The following is a 19037-nucleotide window of genomic DNA, read 5'->3' on the forward strand; positions in this document are numbered from 1 at the left end:
CGTGGGCGTTGGATGATTGAGGGGAGCTGCTCCTAGTACGAGAGGACCGGAGTGGACGAACCGCTGGTGTTCGGGTTGTGTCGCCAGACGCATTGCCCGGTAGCTAAGTTCGGCACAGATAAGCGCTGAAAGCATCTAAGCGCGAAGCTGGCCCCGAGATGAGTCATCCCTAGAGCTTCGAGCTCTCTAAAGGGTTGTYSTAGACKASRACGTTGATAGGCAGGGTGTGTAAGCGCTGTGAGGCGTTGAGCTAACCTGTACTAATTGCCCGTGCGGCTTAACCATACAACACCCAAGAGGTTTTGGGTTGGACTCAAAATAAGCCAGTTGATTGTGGCGAGAACGAACAGCTTTCTAGATTAAGTGTTTTGACTGAAAAGTGAAGACACACCAAATTTTGCTTGGCGACCATAGCGCTTTGGACCCACCTGATTCCATGCCGAACTCAGTAGTGAAACGAAGCAGCGCCGATGGTAGTGTGGGGTCTCCCCATGTGAGAGTAGGACATCGCCAGGCTTTGATTATAAATTGCGCCTATTGCTTGTGATTTTTGATAGCTGCGATGCTCATGTATTGGCATACATTGTGCGTCTCGCTTCAAAACTCCCTGCGCATAGCTCGCAATTTAATCATCAAAGCGAATATGCGTAAGACTTTGATGAGTGAAATACGAAGCCCTGACCTAACGGTCGGGGCTTTTTTGTATTTGAGAGGTATACCAGTGCTGTAGCCTTGCGTCATCACATCCCCGCCAAACCGACATCATTTAATGTTAAATACGTGTAAGCCCTAAGCATTAGCCTAATGATTTAGGCTGTTTTGTTATGATCGGCGCCAGTACGTTCAACTCAAATCTATATCTTATTGATAAATATATTGTGATCCAATAAAGCCCCGTTTTGTGAACGGGGCTTTTTCTTTTCTATACTTTGTCTTTTCTATATTGCGTGATGGCTCGATTAGTCAATCTTACTGATTCGGCTTACACGTTCACCCGAAACGGTGCGCAGCTGCACAGGAGTGCTCACGTGAGGAGCGTTTGCCGCATCATAGGTTTGCCAGCTTGCGCCATTATCGGTTGAGTACTCAATGGCGAGTCCTGGGAACGGTGAATTCGCTTTTAGTTCGCCATTCTCTATCATCCCACCAGGAACAGGCAAACGGAAGCCAATGCCTTGTTGTTCCAATTGTGGGAACCAGTAGTTTGCTAACTGATTGGCAAAGAGGTTGTAATCCACTTTTCGCTGCGTTTGATTCGCCTCTTTCTCGTTTTGTGTGTTCGCTTCCCAATCAGCACGGTGCCAAGCACGTTCTGCCATGGCAAAGAGGCGAGGGAAGGTCATTGATTCAAACTGGCCATCGGAGCGAATGGTTTCACTCCAAACCGATGCTTGCAAACCGAGTACGTTTTCTGGACGCGTGAGCGTTTTCACTGTTGCGGCCTCGATGACCTCTTTTTTAGTAATTGGTGCGCCATTGCGTTTTGTGTTGGCATTAGCGTAGAGATCATCAGGCATAAAGCTAAACGTCTTACGGGTATCAGTAAAACGCGGTGCCCAATAGTAGCCACGCTCACTCGGATCTGGCTCGTAGGGATGGTCAAAATAGAGGTGTGTGGCTTGGTTATAGATAACGCCATAACCACTGTTAGCGAGGTTATAAGCTCGGTCGGCAACTCCCCATTCCCAGATATTTTGCCATGCATTGCCATATACCTGTTGATTGGTAAGTTGTGAGCGTGGATAGACCTGATTAGTGTGCATTAAGCCATCTTCCCAACCACCGAGATCCAGCTGATAGCGTTGGGTAATGTGTGAGATACGTTCGACAAAGTACTGACTTAAATCATCGACACTACTTACGCCTGTATCATTATTCGTTATAAAGGACTGACAAATGGGCGAGTCGGTCCATGCACCTGCGATTTCGTCACCACCAAAGTGGAATGTGCTGAGTGGCTGAACATCACGATGCGCATCAACTAAAGCGGAGACAACAGTATCGGCAAAGCGGTAGCTCGATTCCATACAAACATTGATGGCATTATCGGTGAACATTTGCACGGAAAGATACTGAGTATCGTCCTCAAAATCAGTCAGTAAATATTCCTTTGCTTTGGCTTCATCGCCTTGTGCCATGTACTTGTGATATCGCGCTTCCATCGCTTTGATGGCGGCGTGTGCGTGACCAGGCATGTCTACCTCAGGGATCACGGTAATATTGAGTGCATCCGCCTTACGCAAGATGGCTTGATAATCTTCCGTGGTGTAATACCCGTCTGATGCTTCTGTGCCGTCCGGTCCTGCGCCTAAGAAGGGCAATACACAGCGGGTTTCTGATAGATCATGACAGCGCTTGCTACCGACTTCGGCCAGCTCAGGGAGGGCTGGGATCTCAATGCGCCACGCTTCATCATCGCTGAGACGCAAGTGGAGTTTATTAAGCTTTAGTGCGGCCATCTGATCGAGTAATTTAAAAATGGCTTCTTTACTGCGAAAGTTGCGTGCCGCATCAACAGAAAGGCCTCGATAGGCAAATCGGGGCGCATCGGTCAGCGTCACCGCCTTGATGCTGTCGCCTGATTTGAGTTGTAGTAAACTTTGCGCGGCGTATAAGGCACCCGCCTCATCGGGAGCACCAATATCAATACGTTGCTGATCAGGCTGGACATCTAAACGATAGGCCTCATGCCATTGATCGCTGCCCTTGAGCGTCACTTTTTCCCAGCCAACATAGATAACGTTTTGGTTCGTCGGAACCCAGTCGCTCGCTGAGATACCAAGCTGATCGGCAAGCCACTTTGCTTGTGCTTGATAACCATTGTCATACACCACAGTCCAATCGCTGTTAATCGTGACATGGCCTTCTTTCTCAACGCGACTGGCCGGTGTTGGCAGTATTTTTCCTTGGATATCTTCCTGTGAAAGGTCGGCGTTGCGCGCGTATCGTTGCTGCGCGGAAAAAGGGTCATAGTGATCGATCAGTGCACCACCATAGCGTTTCCACTGTGCAGGGGAGTTAAATTCACCCACAAAGGTGAGTTCGTCATCCGGCTTGGTGGGCACCTGGCCATTTTTGTGGTTACTGGTACTGGCGATTAACGCGGTATGAGTGCCAGCTTCATCGTCTGACGCCAAATACCAGTTCGGCATAATATCGGATTTCGCTACTTGCCAATCAGAGGCATTAAAGCCAACCACTAATTGGTCACCGGGCGCAAGTGGAACAAAGGCATCAGTGGGTTCGAGTTTAAACAGATCGCCGTTAATATGAGAAACTTTAAGCTGATCAGTGTCGATCGATTTGATCATGCGGATATGACTGAAATAAATCGCCCAGCCAGCTTTGGGGAGTGTCTTGGCGCTTTGGTTAGTAAAGGCGACTTTGCCGGTGAAAGAGCGCCAGTCATCTTGCGTATTATCAATCACTTGGTATTGGACATCGAGACCATTACCTAGTGCATTAAGTTGAGATGAGGGCATTGCCCAAGCGGTGCTACATAAAGATGCACCGATCAATAGACCCAAAGCTGTTGGTTTTTGCATGCTATTCTCCAAACTTATTTTTCATTGTAAAAATAGTTAAAGAGACACTAGAGGATAGCGACAAAGAAGCCTAGTAATCTTATCGGCGAAGGTGTGTTTATGTCTTAGGACTCAAACTTATTCATGCGGTGAGCATAATGTTTACATTAAACTAGCGAGCAAGATCGCAGCAAGCAATCATGTGCTGCTGCGATACAAATTAACGGGGCAGTAGACAGCGCAACGCCAGTTGACTATCGACTAACTTGATACCGACGGCCAGCATCTCGTCACAGGCAGAGGATACGGTTTTAGCATTAATCCCTCGGCAAGCGGCAAGGTTAACGACAACGTCGAAACGACCCCGTTTTTTCAGTTGGATAGCGGTTGTTTTGACGCAGTAATCGGTTGCCAGCCCGCCCACTATCACTGTTTCGACATCTTGGCTATGTAGCCACTCAATTAATCCAGTACTGAGCTTTTCTTCAATATCATGAAAGCAAGCACCATACGGATGAAGATCGGGCTCGATGCCTTTCCAAACCACATAATGATATTCGGTCACTGCTGGCAATGCGTCAATCGTCTCAAACCCTTTCGTTCCGGGAACCGCGTGTTGCACCCAAGTCAGATCGGCGTTTTTATGCGGCAAAGGCTGGAGCATGTCAGCGGGGTCGTCGACCACCCAAATGGCGTTAGCAGGATGCGCATCTTTGGTCAAAACACGTACGTCAGCCAACGTTGCCTGCTCGTTGAGTGCCGGTCCGATGGTATCGCCTTCGGGGACGGGTAATTCGTCAGGACATAACGGCGTAAACGTGCGCTGTGCATCAACGTCAATGGCAGCTATTTTGGCCTGTTTCATTGCGGTTATCCCCTAAAGTATCTGATTGAGTATATGATCGGCCTTAACCCGCTTTATCCGTTTAAGTAGGCGTTTGACTGGCGCAGGATAATCCTCCATTTTTTCTATCTGCTTATAACTGCCAACCAGCTGTGTATGAGCCAAGATCGTATCTACCTCTTGCTGCTTCTGCGCCTCTAATTGCTGATGCTTATCATGAATTAATATGGCGTTTTCTAAGTCTAGCTTCCAGGCGCGCGGATTGAGGTTATTTCCCGTTAACAGCATATACTGGCGATCGACCCAAATGCCTTTCAAATGGAAGCTGTTGTCATCATGTTTCCAGATATGGATATTTAACTGACGTTTTGCAATCGCTGCTTCGTTGCGACGGGCAAAGTTGCGTAAGTTGACTTCATACAAATAAGGCAGAGCTGAAATCGTCTTAAATGGCGCCTCTGGTGGTGAGTAGAAATCGTTCGCGGTTTTATCTCCCACTATAATCCTCACGCTTACCCCTCGGCGAAGTGCGCGACGGATTTCGCGAACGACACTGCGTGGTGGATTAAAATAGGGCGTGCAAATGACTAATTCATCATGGGCACTGGCAATCAAATGACAGATATAGCGATTGAGCTTATTTTTCCGTTTACCTAACCCGACCATCGGGGTAAGTCCAACTTGGTCTTCACTAATCGGCTCATCTTGATATCGATAGCTGGCCTGCTGTAGCTGACCACGAAACTCACGAATGTTTGGCTTTAGTGCTTTGCTGTTGGGGCGGTCGGGCGAGGTGAGACAGTTGACGGCACTGTCGGCGATTAACGTGTTGACAATAAAGTCTGCCATGGTGTCGGCGAGTACTTTATTGGCGAGCACGTGATAACGGTCATAACGGTATCTATCATGTTGCGCTAAATAGACATCGTTTAAGCTGGCGCCGCTGTATATAACGGTGTTATCAAATACGAATCCTTTTAAGTGCAAAACGCCGAAGACTTCGCGGTTTCTAACTGGCACACCCAAGACCTCTATCTTATGTGGGTAGCGCTCTGCATAAGCTCGATATAGTCCTGCATTACCGTCCGACTGTTCAGCACCAATTAACCCTCGCTGTGCGCGATGCCAGTCGACTAATACTTTGATATCGAGGGCAGGGTTAGCTTGCTTTGCTTCGTAAAGCGCATCCAGAATGCTTCGTCCTGCTTCGTCGTCTTGTAAGTATAGAGCTACCAGATAAATACGTGATGTTGCTTTTTTTATTTCGCTAAGGAGCCGTTCTCTAAATGAGACCGCGTCTAATAAGGTTTCGAGATTTTCTGGCTGGTGCGCAATGGTGGGCAAGCGATCAATAAGCTGCCGGTTTGCGTTCGCTGAATCCATTATTACCTCTTTTTGTTCGACGGCCAGAGTCGAGCATTGATACTAAACCCTGAATGATACCAGAAATTGCGTCAAGCTACGGATCACCGCGCAATGGCTTTGTTGCTAATGTCACGCTTTGGGTGAGTATTCCATCGCCACTAAATCTTTGCCACTTTGACAATAACGGTGCAGGCGTGCAGCCAGATCATCGGGTAATACGTGATGATCGACAGGCGTAAAACCATGCTGCGCATACAAGGTAGTCAGTGGACGGAAAGCCAAGCAAAAGCTAGGACGTTGACACAGTGTTTCTTGCACTGCGTCGAGTAAACGATGACTTAAACCTGTTCCTCGCAGATCAGGGTGTAGCAACATGCCTGTGAGTAACTGATACTCGAGACGTTGCTGAAAGCGTACCGCGCCACATAGTCCACTCGGGCCATCAATGACCCAAATACGTTCATCTTTCTTGGGTTTTCCGGGAGGATAGTGTGTTTTGTAGAACCGCGCTACCAGTGGGAACCGCAAGGGCTCTAGCGGGTGAATGTGATAATTATCCATAGCCTAATAGATGCGCAATACGAGCAGGACAGGTAGTATACCCATCAATGAGTTTTCTAACAGCGTAATGCAACGATGAAGTGGTTATCTGATGTGTCTTTGACACCCCATCATACGTTTGGTTTGCCCGCGCGCGCCCAAGCGATTGTAGAAGCACATTGTGTGCAAGACTTACAAGAGATTTGGCAAGCGTCTGATTATCACAACTCACCGAAGTTAGTGGTTGGTGAAGGCAGCAACCTGCTTTTTTGCCAAGACTTTGAGGGAGTGGTGGTCCTTAACCGCCTAAAGGGGATCACGATCGATAACCACGCTGACCATTACCTATTACATGTTGGCGCCGGAGAGCCTTGGCATGCGTTTGTTGCCTGGAGTATTGATAATGCGATGCCTGGGCTTGAGAACCTGGCATTAATTCCCGGCTGTGTGGGGGCGGCACCGATTCAAAATATTGGTGCCTATGGTGTCGAATTTGCCGAGCGTTGCGCTTACGTCGATATCTATCATCCTGACACGGGCAATCAACGTCGTCTGTCTTGCGATGAATGTCAGTTTGGTTACCGCGATTCGATTTTTAAAACCCCCGCCATGCAGGGATGGGTCATTACTCAGGTTGGCTTTCGCTTGGATAAAGCGTGGAAACCGGTACTCAAGTATGGCGCGTTAGCTGAACTGGATTCTCAACAAACGACCCCCAAAGGCATTTTTGATGCTGTGTGTGCGATTCGGCGCGCTAAATTACCCGATCCTTCTGTGTGCGGTAACGCTGGGAGTTTCTTTAAAAATCCGGTGCTTGATAGCGAGCAAGCGACAAAGTTAAAGGTTTCTTACCCTGATGTGCCGCTCTTTTCCGCGCCTTTGGGACAAAAAAAGGTCGCAGCGGGGTGGCTGATTGATCAATGTGGCTTAAAAGGGAAACGCCAAGGCGGCGCACGCGTTCATCCTCAGCAAGCACTGGTTATTACCAATGCCGAGAATGCGATCAGTGATGATGTGATACGTTTAGCTAAGCATGTCGTCTCGCACGTTTATACGCGTTTTGGTGTGAGGCTTGAGCACGAAGTGCGCTTGATTGATCAGCAGGGTGAAACAACCTTGGAGGCACAATGAAGAGCGCGCATTCGGCACGTCTCGCCTTGATTACACGTTTATCTGATGGTGAGTTTCACTCTGGTGAAATGCTGGGGGAAGCGCTGGGTATGACGCGTGCGGCGATCAGTAAACACATCAAGGTTCTCCAATCTTGGGGGCTTGATATTTATCGAGTACAGGGCAAAGGCTATTGCTTATCACAACCGATTGAGCTGCTCGATGAAGCTTGGTTAAGTGCCCATACCGATATACCTGCTTTGGCTGTGATCCCAGTGATAGACTCAACCAATCAGCATTTAATGGAAAGAGTGGGGCAGCTCAGTCCTGGTAGTGTGTGCCTGGCCGAGTATCAGCAACAAGGCCGTGGTCGTCGAGGGCGTGCATGGCAATCGCCGTTTGGTAGCAATTTATACCTCTCCATGTATTGGCGATTAGATGCAGGGCCTGCGGCGGCAATGGGGCTCAGCCTTGTCGTCGGAGTAGCAATGACAAAAGCGTTACACGATCTGGGTGCGCCAGGTGTCAAAGTAAAATGGCCAAACGACCTCTATTATCAAGACAAAAAGTTGGCGGGTATTTTGGTTGAAATGACCGGGCAAACGGGTGATGCGGCACACATAGTGATTGGTATGGGGCTTAACCTCGGTATGGGGACCCATCTTAACGACAATATTGATCAACCTTGGGCGAAGCTTGCACAGGCGTGTTCACCGATGCCGTCACGTAATACGTTAGCAGCGAACTTGATTGACCGTCTCAAGGCATCGCTTATCGCCTACGAACAGCAAGGTATGGCTAGTATTTTGGCTGATTGGCCACAACTGGATAATTTTATCGGTCGCCCCGTTAAGCTATTAATGGGCGACCGCCAGGTAAAAGGTATTGAGCGCGGTATTGATGAGCATGGCGCCTTATTGCTGGAGGTTGATGGAAACATCACGCCTTACTTGGGAGGGGAAATCTCGTTAAGGCGCGATGATTAGTCCTTATACGAATGCGGACTATTTACGCACGCGAACGCGCTGAACAGAATGGTTCGGGCCCTTTTCTAACACTAAGCTTGCCCGTTCACGGGTTGGCAAAATGTTTTCTAGTAAATTCTTGCCGTTAATATCATTCCAAATGGTGGCTGCTTTCTGTGTCGCTTCTTCGATGGACAAGCGCGTGTAATGGTGGAAATAAGCTTGTGGATCGAGGAATGCCCCGCGCCGAAACTTCATAAAGCGTTCGATGTACCAGTGTTTGAGTAAGTCAGGCTCGGCGTCTACATAAATAGAAAAGTCGAGAAAATCAGAAATAAACACGTGGTGCGGATCGTGTGGATAATCCATGCCACTTTGTAGCACATTCAGCCCCTCTAATATTAAAATATCGGGCTTTTCGACTTTTTGCTCATCCGATGTAATGTCGTAGACAAGGTGGGAATAAACAGGCGCAGTGACACAGTCTTTGCCTGATTTGACGTCAGCGACAAATTCAACCAGCTTGCGCATGTCATACGACTGCGGGAAGCCCTTTTTGTGCATGATGCCGCGCGATTCGAGCTCAGCATTTGGATATAAAAAACCATCAGTGGTGACTAACGCCACTTTAGGGTGATCCGGCCACCGGGTTAGAAGCGCTTTTAGGAGTCTCGCCGTCGTGCTTTTCCCAACCGCCACACTGCCTGCAATGCCGATAACGTAAGGCACATGGTTTGACACGGGCTGAGAAAGAAACTCATCAAGCACTTCAGTTCGGCTTTTACGCGCTTTAACATACAGATTGAGTAAGCGCGACAACGGTAGATAGACATCGCGCACTTCATCCATTGATAAATGTTCATTCAAGCCGCGTAAGCGGTCAATGTCATCTTCGGTAAGCGTCATGGGCACTGCATCCCTCAGTTCAGCCCATTGTTGACGGTCGAACGACAAATAAGGCGTTAGCGTTGCGTTCATGATCCATGTGCCTTAAGCCAATAAAGAGAGTGACGATACCGCAAACCAGCGGGAAGGAAAAGCGCTTGCCTATTGTCATCAAGGTGTTGGCTGGTTACTTTCCCAACAATCACACAAAAAAATACCCAAAAGACGCAAAAATCACCCATTTTTTTAAAATTCCCTATTGCACCCCTCAAATCCATGGCATAGAATGCGCAGCACTTGTCGCCGGCTTAGCTCAGTTGGTAGAGCAACTGACTTGTAATCAGTAGGTCGCCAGTTCGATTCCGGCAGCCGGCACCAAAATTTAGGTGGAATTCCCGAGTGGTCAAAGGGATCAGACTGTAAATCTGACGGCTCAGCCTTCGAAGGTTCGAATCCTTCTTCCACCACCAATTTCAAATTGTTTGAATAGCTCTACGAGTAACGATTGCGGGCATCGTATAATGGCTATTACCTCAGCCTTCCAAGCTGATGATGCGGGTTCGATTCCCGCTGCCCGCTCCACTCTTTTTAGAGTGCTGATATAGCTCAGTCGGTAGAGCGCACCCTTGGTAAGGGTGAGGTCGGCAGTTCAAATCTGCCTATCAGCACCATCCTCTCCAAGGTTACTTCAAGCCGTTTGATGTATACTCAACAAACCTGATTGTTGGTTGTGTGGTCGTAATGCCACCGAAATACCGTGCTTAGAGGGACTGTCATGTCTAAAGAAAAATTTGAACGTACGAAAACGCACGTTAACGTTGGTACTATTGGCCACGTTGACCATGGTAAAACTACGCTGACTGCAGCTATCTGTACTGTACTTGCAAAAGTACACGGCGGTGCTGCACGCGATTTCGCGTCAATCGATAATGCGCCAGAAGAGCGTGATCGTGGTATCACCATCGCAACGTCTCACGTTGAGTACGATACGCCAAACCGTCACTACGCACACGTTGACTGCCCAGGACACGCTGACTATGTGAAAAACATGATCACCGGTGCGGCGCAAATGGACGGTGGTATCCTAGTAGTAGCAGCGACTGATGGCCCAATGCCACAGACCCGTGAGCACATCCTACTTGGCCGTCAGGTTGGTATTCCAAACATCCTCGTGTTCATGAACAAATGTGACATGGTTGATGACGAAGAGCTGCTTGAGCTGGTTGAAATGGAAGTCCGTGAGCTACTTTCAGAGTATGACTTCCCAGGTGACGACTGCCCAGTAATTCAAGGTTCTGCACTGGGTGCATTGAACGGTGAAGAGCAGTGGGAGCAGAAGATTGTTGAACTGGCTGAAGCCCTGGATTCTTACATCCCAGAGCCAGAGCGTGCGATCGACAAGCCGTTCATCCTGCCAATCGAAGACGTATTCTCAATCCAAGGCCGTGGTACTGTTGTAACCGGTCGTGTTGAGCAAGGCATCATCACCGTGGGTGACGACGTTGAAATCGTAGGCATGAAAGACACCACTAAGACCACTTGTACTGGTGTTGAAATGTTCCGTAAGCTTCTAGACGAAGGCCGTGCGGGTGAGAACGTTGGTGTTCTTCTGCGTGGTACTAAGCGTGACGAAGTTGAGCGTGGTCAAGTACTGGCGAAGCCTGGTTCAATCACCCCGCACACCAAGTTCGAATCAGAAGTATACGTACTAGGTAAAGACGAAGGCGGCCGTCATACACCGTTCTTCAAAGGTTATCGTCCACAGTTCTACTTCCGTACAACTGATGTGACCGGTACTATCGAACTGCCAGAAGGCGTTGAGATGGTTATGCCTGGTGACAACATTAAGATGGTTGTAACGCTTATCGCCCCAATCGCGATGGACGAAGGCCTACGTTTCGCTATCCGTGAAGGTGGCCGTACTGTAGGCGCTGGTGTTGTTGCCAACATCGTTGAATAATGATTTGACGAAACACTAGTAAAAAGGGCATCATTTGATGCCCTTTTTCTGCGTTTGACACTCCTATTGGCGTAATTTTCGCCACTAGTGGTTGGTCAGCGCGGACTTTAGTGATCGTATCACCCTCTAACGAGAGATAAGATCACCACGTGCCTTGCAGAATACTGACCGTATGCTGTTATAGGCACTGCCGTCTATGTAGACTTGTTACAGGTAGAATGTATGAAAGCGAACGCTGAGACCCAATCCGGTTCGATGGACATCCTCAAGTGGGGTGTTGTTTTTGTCCTATTGGCCGCAGCCGTGGTAGGGAATAGCCTGTACAGTGATGTGTCTGTAGTAGTGCGAGCTGCTGCTGTAGTGGTGCTGGTTGCCGCTGCTGGCGGTGTGGCTGCACTCACGATGAAAGGAAAAGCTGCGATCACGTTTGCACGCGAATCGCGTATGGAAGTGCGTAAAGTCATTTGGCCTACGCGCCAAGAGACTTTGCAAACCTCTCTCATCGTTCTGGCTGTTACTGTCGTTATGGCGCTCATCTTGTGGGGCGTTGACGGAATCATGGTCCGTCTAGTCCGCCTAATCACTGGCGTGTGAGGTAAAAGTACATGAGCGAAGCTCCCAAAAAACGTTGGTATGTGGTTCAGGCTTTCTCTGGTTTTGAAAGCCGTGTGGCGCAATCATTGCGCGAACATATCAAGATGCACGAAATGGAAGACTATTTCGGGGAAGTATTGGTGCCAACCGAAGAAGTGGTTGAAATGCGCCAAGGCCAACGTCGTAAAAGCGAACGTAAATTCTTCCCAGGTTATGTGCTCGTCCAAATGGTGATGAACGATGAGTCGTGGCACCTAGTACGTGGTGTGCCACGTGTGATGGGCTTTATCGGCGGCACCTCTGATCGCCCAGCTCCAATTTCTGATAAAGAAGCGGACTCTATCCTCAATCGCCTTGAAAAAGCGAGTGAGTCTCCGGTGCATAAAACTGTATTTGAAGCAGGTGAAGTGGTACGCGTTACTGAAGGCCCATTTGCAGACTTTAACGGCGTGGTTGAACAAGTCGACTACGATAAAAACCGCCTTAAAGTTTCAGTGTCTATCTTCGGCCGTGCAACACCGGTAGAGCTTGAATTTGGCCAGGTAGAAAAAACCTGATCAAAAAAGCACCGCTAACGGTTGGCAAGGGCGCGAAATTTGACTATAATTCCGCGCCCTTTTGTTAAACGGGAAGTCTGTCGCAAGATAGACGTTAGTACCCAAAATTAGGTAATTGAATAATGGCTAAGAAAGTACAAGCTTACATCAAGCTGCAGGTTGCAGCGGGTGCAGCTAACCCATCGCCACCGGTTGGTCCTGCTCTAGGTCAACACGGTGTGAACATCATGGAGTTCTGTAAAGCGTTTAACGCGAAGACTGAATCTATCGAGAAAGGTCTACCAACTCCTGTTGTTATCACTGTATATAGTGACCGTTCTTTCACCTTCGTAACCAAGACCCCACCAGCGGCGATTCTGCTTAAGAAAGCAGCCGGTGTTAAGTCTGGTTCAGGTCGTCCGAACACTGAAAAAGTGGGTACCGTTACTGACGCTCAGATCCAAGAGATCGCAGAAACCAAAGCGGCAGACATGACGGGTGCGGACGTCGAAGCGATGAAACGCTCCATTGCGGGTACTGCCCGTTCAATGGGCCTGAACGTAGAGGGTTAAGACAATGGCTAAAATGACTAAGCGCATGCGCGTAATCCGCGAAAAAGTTGATGTGACCAAAGAGTACGACATCAACGAAGCCGTTGCTCTACTTAAGGAACTGGCGACTGCAAAATTTGTTGAAAGCGTTGATGTTTCTGTCAACCTTGGCATCGATGCACGTAAATCAGACCAAAACGTTCGTGGTGCAACTGTACTGCCGAACGGTACTGGCCGTGATATCCGTGTTGCAGTATTCACCCAAGGTGCGAATGCAGACGCTGCGAAAGAAGCGGGTGCAGATATCGTGGGTATGGAAGATCTTGCTGAGCAAGTGAAGAAAGGCGAAATGAACTTTGACGTTGTCGTCGCTTCACCAGACGCAATGCGCGTTGTTGGCCAGCTAGGTACTATCCTAGGTCCACGCGGCCTGATGCCAAACCCGAAAGTAGGTACTGTAACTCCTAACGTTGCTGAAGCGGTTAAGAACGCGAAAGCAGGTCAGGTTCGTTATCGTAACGATAAGAACGGTATCGTTCATACTACTATCGGTAAAGTAGACTTTGACGCTGACAGCCTAAAAGAGAACCTTGAAGCGCTGTTGGTTGCACTGAAGAAGGCGAAGCCAACTTCAGCAAAAGGTACTTTCATTAAGAAAGTTAGCCTGTCGACCACTATGGGTGCTGGTGTTTCATTAGACCAGAACTCTTTGGACGCAAGCGTTAACTAATTGCGACAAGCGAGCGAGTAGTTTATACTCTCTCGCTTGGCAATTTTATGGCTGAGTTTGCTGCGGCAAACTTCGTCCAAGACCGTAGGTGTTCATAGCGAACTTAATCTCTCCTACGTAGACGGTGCCAGAACATGATAGATTTTCGTCTTTCTTGGATCTGCACCGTAAAAGCTCTCTCTACGCTATGTGGGGAGTGGTGTTAAACAATCCAGGAGCAAATCCAAATGGCTTTAAACCTTCAAGACAAAAAAGCAATTGTTGCTGAAGTCAACGAAGCTGCCAGTGGTGCCCTGTCTGCAGTAGTTGCTGATTCTCGCGGTGTAACCGTGGATGCGATGACTTCTCTACGTAAACAAGCGCGTGAAGCGGGCGTTTTCATGAAAGTTGTTCGTAATACACTGGCTCGCCGTGCAGTTGAAGGCACAGACTACGAGTGTCTGAAAGACACTTTTGTTGGCCCAACTCTGATTGCGTTTTCTAACGAGCACCCAGGTGCTGCTGCGCGTCTTTTTAAAGACTTCGCTAAAGAAAACAACGAGTTTGAGGTTAAATCTGCTGCATTCGAAGGCGTGATCACTGACCCAGAGGTATTGGCGACACTGCCAACGTACGACGAAGCAATTGCACGCCTAATGATGGGCTTGAAAGAAGCTTCTGCCGGCAAGCTGGTTCGTACTATCGCCGCTGTTCGCGACCAAAAAGACGCGGCCTAATTGCCCGCTTAATCTGGTTGCTTAATCCTTTTATTGTTGACTTTAAAGAGAATTGTTATGTCTATCACTAACGAGCAAATCCTAGACGCAATTGCAGACATGTCTGTAATGCAAGTTGTTGAGCTTATCGAAGCTATGGAAGAAAAATTCGGCGTATCAGCTGCAGCAGCAGTTGTTGCTGGTGGTGCTGCCGAAGGCGCAGCGGCTGAAGAGCAAACCGAATTTGACGTTATCCTGAAAGAAGCTGGTGCGAACAAAGTATCAGTAATCAAAGCGGTACGTGGCGCAACTGGTCTAGGCCTGAAAGAAGCGAAAGCGCTTGTTGACGGCGCGCCAGCACCTCTGAAAGAAGGTGTTGAGAAAGAAGAAGCTGAAGCGCTTAAAGCTCAGCTAGAAGAAGCTGGTGCTTCTGTTGAAGTTAAGTAATTTATACTTAATTTCCTAGCCTGAAAGGGCATTGGCTGGTGGCTAGAAAGCCACCGGCCTTTTTGCGCTGTAGGGCAGTAGTGAAATTTCCACCCCGTTTTATCACTGCTGACCATGCAAAAAAGATCAAAGCACGCGCTTTGATTTTCCTACACTAAACGGTGGTTGTTTAGTCACTGTCCTTGTTTTATCGGACAGTTTGGGTCACTTATCAGCGAGCTGAGGAACCCTATGGTTTACTCTTATACCGAGAAAAAGCGTATCCGTAAGGATTTTGGTAAGCGTCCTCAAGTTCTGGACGTGCCATACTTGCTGTCGATCCAGCTTGAATCTTTTAAGAACTTTATCGAGCAGGATCCAGAAGGGCAATACGGTCTTGAAGCTGCCTTTCGCTCTGTTTTTCCAATTCAGAGCTACAACGGCAATTCCGAGCTGCAATACGTTAGCTATCGTCTCGGTGAGCCAGTTTTCGATGTCAAAGAATGCCAAATTCGTGGCGTAACCTATTCGGCCCCACTGCGCGTGAAACTGCGCTTGGTGATGTTTGATAAGGAAGCCCCGGCTGGTACCGTAAAAGACATCAAAGAACAAGAAGTCTATATGGGCGAAATTCCGCTCATGACTGAAAATGGTACCTTTGTCATCAATGGTACTGAGAGGGTTATCGTATCCCAGCTGCACCGTAGTCCGGGCGTCTTTTTCGACAGCGATAAGGGTAAAACCCACTCCTCAGGAAAAGTGCTATATAACGCACGCGTGATCCCATACCGTGGTTCATGGTTGGATTTCGAATTTGATCCTAAGGATATCGTATACGTTCGTATCGATCGTCGTCGTAAGCTGCCGGCTTCTATTATTCTGCGTGCGCTGGAATACACAACTGAAGAGATCTTGGATCTATTCTTCGAAAAAGTCGTTTTCGAAGTGAAGGGCAAATCTCTGGTGATGGAGTTGGTGCCTGATCGTCTACGTGGCGAAACGGCAAATTTCGACATTGAAGCCGACGGTAAAGTTTACGTTGAGCAAGGCCGTCGAATTACCGCGCGTCATATCCGTCAGTTGACGAAAGATAACGTTGATCACATCGAAGTGCCGGTGGAGTATATTGCGGGCAAGATTTCTGCACGTGAATATATCAACCAGGAAACTGGCGAAGTGATTGTCTCGGCTAACCAAGAGTTAAGTCTGGAGACACTGGCGCAGTTGTCGCAAGCAGGTCACAAACGTATCGAAACCCTGTTCACTAATGACCTGGATCACGGCCCGTACATGTCAGATACCCTGCGTATCGACAATACAACGGATCGCTTGACGGCGTTAGTTGAAATTTACCGCATGATGCGTCCTGGTGAGCCACCAACGCGTGAAGCGGCAGAGCAACTGTTCGAAAGTCTGTTCTTCTCAGACGATCGCTACGACCTATCATCTGTGGGTCGTATGAAGTTTAACAGCTCTCTGGGTCGTGATGATCTGACTGGCCCAGGCGTTCTGAGCAAAGAAGACATTATCGAGGTGATGCGTAAACTCATCCATATCCGAAATGGTATTGGTGAAGTTGATGACATTGATCACCTGGGTAACCGCCGTATTCGCTCTGTGGGCGAAATGGCAGAAAACCAGTTCCGTGTAGGTCTAGTACGTGTAGAGCGTGCAGTAAAAGAGCGTTTGAGCTTGGGCGATCTCGACAGTGTGATGCCACAAGACCTAATTAACGCTAAGCCTATCTCTGCGGCAGTTAAAGAGTTCTTTGGCTCTTCACAGCTGTCACAGTTTATGGACCAAAATAACCCGTTGTCAGAAGTGACGCACAAACGTCGTATTTCTGCATTGGGTCCAGGCGGTCTGACGCGTGAGCGTGCAGGTTTCGAAGTGCGTGACGTTCATGCCACCCACTACGGTCGTCTGTGTCCGATTGAAACACCGGAAGGACCGAACATCGGTCTGATTAACTCACTGTCTGCCTTTGCACGTTGTAATGGCTACGGCTTCCTAGAAACACCTTACCGTAAAGTCGTTGACGGTAAAGTGACCGATCAAATTGATTATTTGTCAGCGATCGAAGAAGGTCACTACGTGATTGCGCAGGCGAACGCTGCGTTGAACGAAGATGGCTCCTTCACTGATGAACTGATCACCGCGCGTGAAACCGGTGAGTCAGGCTTGCACCCACGTGATCATGTCCAGTACATGGACGTTGCGACCAACCAGGTCGTATCGGTGGCAGCCTCACTGATCCCGTTCCTTGAGCATGATGATGCTAACCGTGCCTTGATGGGCGCGAACATGCAACGTCAGGCGGTGCCGACACTGCGCGCGCAAAAGCCGCTCGTGGGAACAGGTATCGAGCGTAATGTGGCGGTTGACTCGGGTGTGACAGCGGTAGCGAAACGCGGTGGTACCATTCAGTCGGTCGACGCATCACGTATCGTGGTGAAAGTGAATGAAGATGAGCTGGTATCAGGCGAAGCGGGTATCGATATCTACAGCTTGGTGAAATACACACGTTCAAACCAGAACACCTGTATTAATCAGCGTCCAACTGTGATGCCAGGCCATGAAGTCGCCAAAGGTGACGTCTTGGCTGATGGACCATCAACCGATTTGGGTGAGCTGGCACTCGGCCAGAACATGCGCATCGCGTTTATGCCGTGGAATGGTTATAACTTTGAGGATTCCATCCTTATTTCTGAGCGTGTGGCTCAGGAAGATCGTTTAACCACTATTCACATTCAAGAGCTTTCTTGTGTGGCGCGTGATACCAAGCTGGGCAGTGAAGAAATTACCGCGGATATTCCAAACGTGGGTGAAGCGGCACTGTCTAAGCTGGATGAATCTGGGGTTGTGTATATCGGGGCCGAAGTCAAAGGCGGCGATATCATGGTCGGTAAAGTGACGCCAAAAGGCGAAACACAACTGACGCCAGAGGAGAAGCTACTACGAGCAATCTTTGGCGAAAAAGCCTCTGACGTAAAAGATTCATCATTGCGTGTTCCTAATGGTGTATCTGGTACGGTTATCGATGTGCAAGTCTTTACTCGCGATGGCGTTGAAAAAGACAAACGTGCACTCGAAATCGAAGAAATGCAGCTGAAAGAAGCCAAAAAAGACCTAACCGAGGAGTTCTCTATCCTTGAAGGTGGTCTGATGGCACGTGTTCGCACACTGCTTTCTCAAGCCGGTTACACTGATAGTCAATTAGCCAACATGGATCGTCAGACCATGTTGACGCAGACACTAGACGACGAAGCCCAGCAAACGCAGCTAGAGCAGCTTGCCGAGCAGTACGACGAAATCAAAGCTGACTTTGACAAGAAATTTGACACCAAACGTCGCAAGATCACCCAAGGTGATGACCTTGCGCCAGGCGTGTTGAAGATCGTTAAAGTGTACCTTGCGGTTAAACGTCGCATCCAGCCAGGTGATAAAATGGCTGGTCGTCACGGTAACAAAGGTGTTATCTCGAAGATCAACCCGATCGAAGATATGCCTTACGACGAATCTGGTGAACCCGTCGACTTAGTGCTGAACCCGTTGGGTGTACCTTCGCGTATGAACATCGGTCAGATCCTAGAAACACACTTGGGTCTGGCAGCGAAAGGGATTGGTGACAAGATCAACCGCATGCTCAAAGAGCAGCAAGAACTAGCGAAATTCCGTGAGTTCTTGCAGAAGGTTTACGATCTCGGTGATACCCGTCAGAAAGTGGACATTAGCCAACTGACTGACGAAGAAGTACGCACCTTAATCGGAAACCTGCGTGATGGTCTGCCGACAGCGTCTCCTGTCTTTGACGGTGCGCCTGAACCAATTGTTAAAGAACTACTGAAATTGGGTGATCTGCCTGAGTCTGGTCAGCTTGACCTGTACGATGGCCGCACTGGTGAGAAGTTTGAGCGTCCGGTAACCGTGGGTTACATGTACATGCTGAAACTGAACCACTTGGTTGACGACAAGATGCACGCCCGTTCAACCGGTTCTTACAGCTTGGTGACGCAGCAACCGTTGGGTGGTAAGGCACAGTTCGGTGGTCAGCGCTTCGGTGAGATGGAAGTTTGGGCTCTGGAAGCATACGGTGCTGCCTATACCCTACAAGAAATGCTCACCGTGAAGTCGGATGACGTTAATGGCCGTACTAAGATGTATAAAAACATCGTAGATGGCGACCATCGTATGGAGCCGGGCATGCCGGAATCTTTCAACGTATTGCTGAAAGAAATCCGCTCGTTGGGTATCAACATCGAGCTGGAAGACGAGTAAGCCTCGAGCTACTCTCTCCGGTAAGAATATGAAG

At 48.7% G+C, this 19037-nt stretch carries 15 protein-coding genes, 4 tRNA genes and 2 rRNA genes; 16 read left to right on the top strand and 5 right to left on the bottom strand.

The features are described from left to right. Window positions 1-285: ribosomal RNA gene (locus BZG78_RS09620) — 23S ribosomal RNA — on the top strand; the annotation flags it as partial. 115 nt (window positions 286-400) lie between these two features. Next, window positions 401-516: ribosomal RNA gene (gene rrf / locus BZG78_RS09625) — 5S ribosomal RNA — on the top strand. Window positions 517-959: 443 nt separating this feature from the next. Here the strand turns inward: rrf and BZG78_RS09630 are convergent. The 4 genes from BZG78_RS09630 to BZG78_RS09645 form a co-directional block, all read right to left on the bottom strand. Next, window positions 960-3545: a family 20 glycosylhydrolase gene (locus tag BZG78_RS09630; RefSeq protein WP_077661077.1), complete on the bottom strand. Its 2586-nt coding sequence runs from the start codon at window positions 3543-3545 to the stop codon at window positions 960-962. A gap of 199 nt (window positions 3546-3744) precedes the next feature. Further along, window positions 3745-4389 (bottom strand): isochorismatase family protein, encoded by a 645-nt coding sequence (locus tag BZG78_RS09635; RefSeq protein ID WP_021024454.1) that lies wholly within the window; start codon window positions 4387-4389, stop codon window positions 3745-3747. Window positions 4390-4401: 12 nt separating this feature from the next. Continuing rightward, window positions 4402-5751 carry a CDP-diacylglycerol--serine O-phosphatidyltransferase gene (gene pssA, locus BZG78_RS09640; protein ID WP_021024455.1) on the bottom strand — a complete coding sequence of 450 codons (1350 nt, stop codon included), beginning with the start codon at window positions 5749-5751 and terminating at the stop codon, window positions 4402-4404. A 111-nt stretch (window positions 5752-5862) separates the two neighbouring features. Beyond that, window positions 5863-6294 (bottom strand): GNAT family N-acetyltransferase, encoded by a 432-nt coding sequence (locus BZG78_RS09645; protein ID WP_021024456.1) that lies wholly within the window; start codon window positions 6292-6294, stop codon window positions 5863-5865. Window positions 6295-6369: 75 nt separating this feature from the next. On the opposite strand from BZG78_RS09645, the gene murB reads away from it, so the two are divergent. Both murB and birA read left to right on the top strand, forming a co-directional pair. Next, window positions 6370-7404: a UDP-N-acetylmuramate dehydrogenase gene (gene murB, locus BZG78_RS09650; RefSeq protein WP_077661078.1), complete on the top strand. Its 1035-nt coding sequence runs from the start codon at window positions 6370-6372 to the stop codon at window positions 7402-7404. Next, complete coding sequence (gene birA, locus BZG78_RS09655) at window positions 7401-8369, top strand: bifunctional biotin--[acetyl-CoA-carboxylase] ligase/biotin operon repressor BirA (protein WP_021024458.1); 969 nt, start codon at window positions 7401-7403, stop codon at window positions 8367-8369. The genes murB and birA overlap by 4 nt, the downstream gene beginning before the upstream one ends. Before the next feature lie 18 nt (window positions 8370-8387). Here birA and coaA read toward each other — a convergent pair whose 3' ends face one another. Further along, window positions 8388-9326 (bottom strand): type I pantothenate kinase, encoded by a 939-nt coding sequence (coaA, locus tag BZG78_RS09660; protein ID WP_021024459.1) that lies wholly within the window; start codon window positions 9324-9326, stop codon window positions 8388-8390. A 209-nt stretch (window positions 9327-9535) separates the two neighbouring features. On the opposite strand from coaA, the gene BZG78_RS09665 reads away from it, so the two are divergent. The 12 genes from BZG78_RS09665 (at window position 9536) to rpoB (ending at window position 19003) form a co-directional block, all read left to right on the top strand. Further along, window positions 9536-9611 (top strand) — tRNA-Thr (locus tag BZG78_RS09665). A 7-nt stretch (window positions 9612-9618) separates the two neighbouring features. Continuing rightward, window positions 9619-9703 (top strand) — tRNA-Tyr (locus tag BZG78_RS09670). Between the two features lie 37 nt (window positions 9704-9740). Next, window positions 9741-9815, top strand: a tRNA-Gly gene (locus BZG78_RS09675). A 13-nt stretch (window positions 9816-9828) separates the two neighbouring features. Then, window positions 9829-9904, top strand: a tRNA-Thr gene (locus BZG78_RS09680). A 104-nt stretch (window positions 9905-10008) separates the two neighbouring features. Continuing rightward, a complete protein-coding gene (tuf, locus tag BZG78_RS09685) occupies window positions 10009-11193 on the top strand; it encodes an elongation factor Tu (RefSeq protein WP_074214001.1) in 1185 nt (394 codons plus the stop codon). A 222-nt stretch (window positions 11194-11415) separates the two neighbouring features. Beyond that, the gene (gene secE / locus BZG78_RS09690; protein ID WP_025744448.1) at window positions 11416-11787 is read left to right on the top strand and encodes a preprotein translocase subunit SecE; all 372 of its coding nucleotides are present in this window, start codon (window positions 11416-11418) and stop codon (window positions 11785-11787) included. Between the two features lie 11 nt (window positions 11788-11798). After that, window positions 11799-12344, top strand: coding sequence for a transcription termination/antitermination protein NusG (gene nusG, locus BZG78_RS09695; RefSeq protein ID WP_025744447.1), 546 nt, complete (start codon window positions 11799-11801; stop codon window positions 12342-12344). 122 nt (window positions 12345-12466) lie between these two features. Then, a complete protein-coding gene (gene rplK, locus BZG78_RS09700) occupies window positions 12467-12895 on the top strand; it encodes a 50S ribosomal protein L11 (protein WP_025674743.1) in 429 nt (142 codons plus the stop codon). 4 nt (window positions 12896-12899) lie between these two features. Continuing rightward, window positions 12900-13604 (top strand): 50S ribosomal protein L1, encoded by a 705-nt coding sequence (gene rplA / locus BZG78_RS09705; RefSeq protein WP_025744446.1) that lies wholly within the window; start codon window positions 12900-12902, stop codon window positions 13602-13604. A 227-nt stretch (window positions 13605-13831) separates the two neighbouring features. Then, entirely contained in the window at window positions 13832-14320 is a 489-nt protein-coding gene (gene rplJ, locus BZG78_RS09710) for a 50S ribosomal protein L10 (protein WP_025744445.1), read from the top strand. A 57-nt stretch (window positions 14321-14377) separates the two neighbouring features. Next, window positions 14378-14746 carry a 50S ribosomal protein L7/L12 gene (gene rplL, locus BZG78_RS09715; RefSeq protein WP_077661079.1) on the top strand — a complete coding sequence of 123 codons (369 nt, stop codon included), beginning with the start codon at window positions 14378-14380 and terminating at the stop codon, window positions 14744-14746. A gap of 231 nt (window positions 14747-14977) precedes the next feature. Further along, window positions 14978-19003, top strand: a complete 4026-nt coding sequence (gene rpoB / locus BZG78_RS09720) for a DNA-directed RNA polymerase subunit beta (protein ID WP_077577029.1) — start codon at window positions 14978-14980, stop codon at window positions 19001-19003. Window positions 19004-19037: the final 34 nt, after the last annotated feature.

It is taken from the genome of Salinivibrio sp. MA351, from assembly GCF_001996065.1.
Classification (GTDB): Bacteria; Pseudomonadota; Gammaproteobacteria; order Enterobacterales; family Vibrionaceae; genus Salinivibrio; species Salinivibrio costicola.

Excerpts from the sequence above, each read along its gene's own strand:
- secE (WP_025744448.1), top strand. The coding sequence starts at position 11,416 with ATGAAAGCGAACGCTGAGACCCAATCCGGTTCGATGGACATCCTCAAG.
- pssA (WP_021024455.1), bottom strand. The coding sequence starts at position 5,751 with ATGGATTCAGCGAACGCAAACCGGCAGCTTATTGATCGCTTGCCCACC.
- rplA (WP_025744446.1), top strand. The coding sequence starts at position 12,900 with ATGGCTAAAATGACTAAGCGCATGCGCGTAATCCGCGAAAAAGTTGAT.
- murB (WP_077661078.1), top strand. The coding sequence starts at position 6,370 with ATGAAGTGGTTATCTGATGTGTCTTTGACACCCCATCATACGTTTGGT.
- rplJ (WP_025744445.1), top strand. The coding sequence starts at position 13,832 with ATGGCTTTAAACCTTCAAGACAAAAAAGCAATTGTTGCTGAAGTCAAC.
- rpoB (WP_077577029.1), top strand. The coding sequence starts at position 14,978 with ATGGTTTACTCTTATACCGAGAAAAAGCGTATCCGTAAGGATTTTGGT.
- nusG (WP_025744447.1), top strand. The coding sequence starts at position 11,799 with ATGAGCGAAGCTCCCAAAAAACGTTGGTATGTGGTTCAGGCTTTCTCT.
- birA (WP_021024458.1), top strand. The coding sequence starts at position 7,401 with ATGAAGAGCGCGCATTCGGCACGTCTCGCCTTGATTACACGTTTATCT.
- BZG78_RS09645 (WP_021024456.1), bottom strand. The coding sequence starts at position 6,294 with ATGGATAATTATCACATTCACCCGCTAGAGCCCTTGCGGTTCCCACTG.
- BZG78_RS09635 (WP_021024454.1), bottom strand. The coding sequence starts at position 4,389 with ATGAAACAGGCCAAAATAGCTGCCATTGACGTTGATGCACAGCGCACG.
- rplK (WP_025674743.1), top strand. The coding sequence starts at position 12,467 with ATGGCTAAGAAAGTACAAGCTTACATCAAGCTGCAGGTTGCAGCGGGT.
- tuf (WP_074214001.1), top strand. The coding sequence starts at position 10,009 with ATGTCTAAAGAAAAATTTGAACGTACGAAAACGCACGTTAACGTTGGT.
- coaA (WP_021024459.1), bottom strand. The coding sequence starts at position 9,326 with ATGAACGCAACGCTAACGCCTTATTTGTCGTTCGACCGTCAACAATGG.
- rplL (WP_077661079.1), top strand. The coding sequence starts at position 14,378 with ATGTCTATCACTAACGAGCAAATCCTAGACGCAATTGCAGACATGTCT.
- BZG78_RS09630 (WP_077661077.1), bottom strand. The coding sequence starts at position 3,545 with ATGCAAAAACCAACAGCTTTGGGTCTATTGATCGGTGCATCTTTATGT.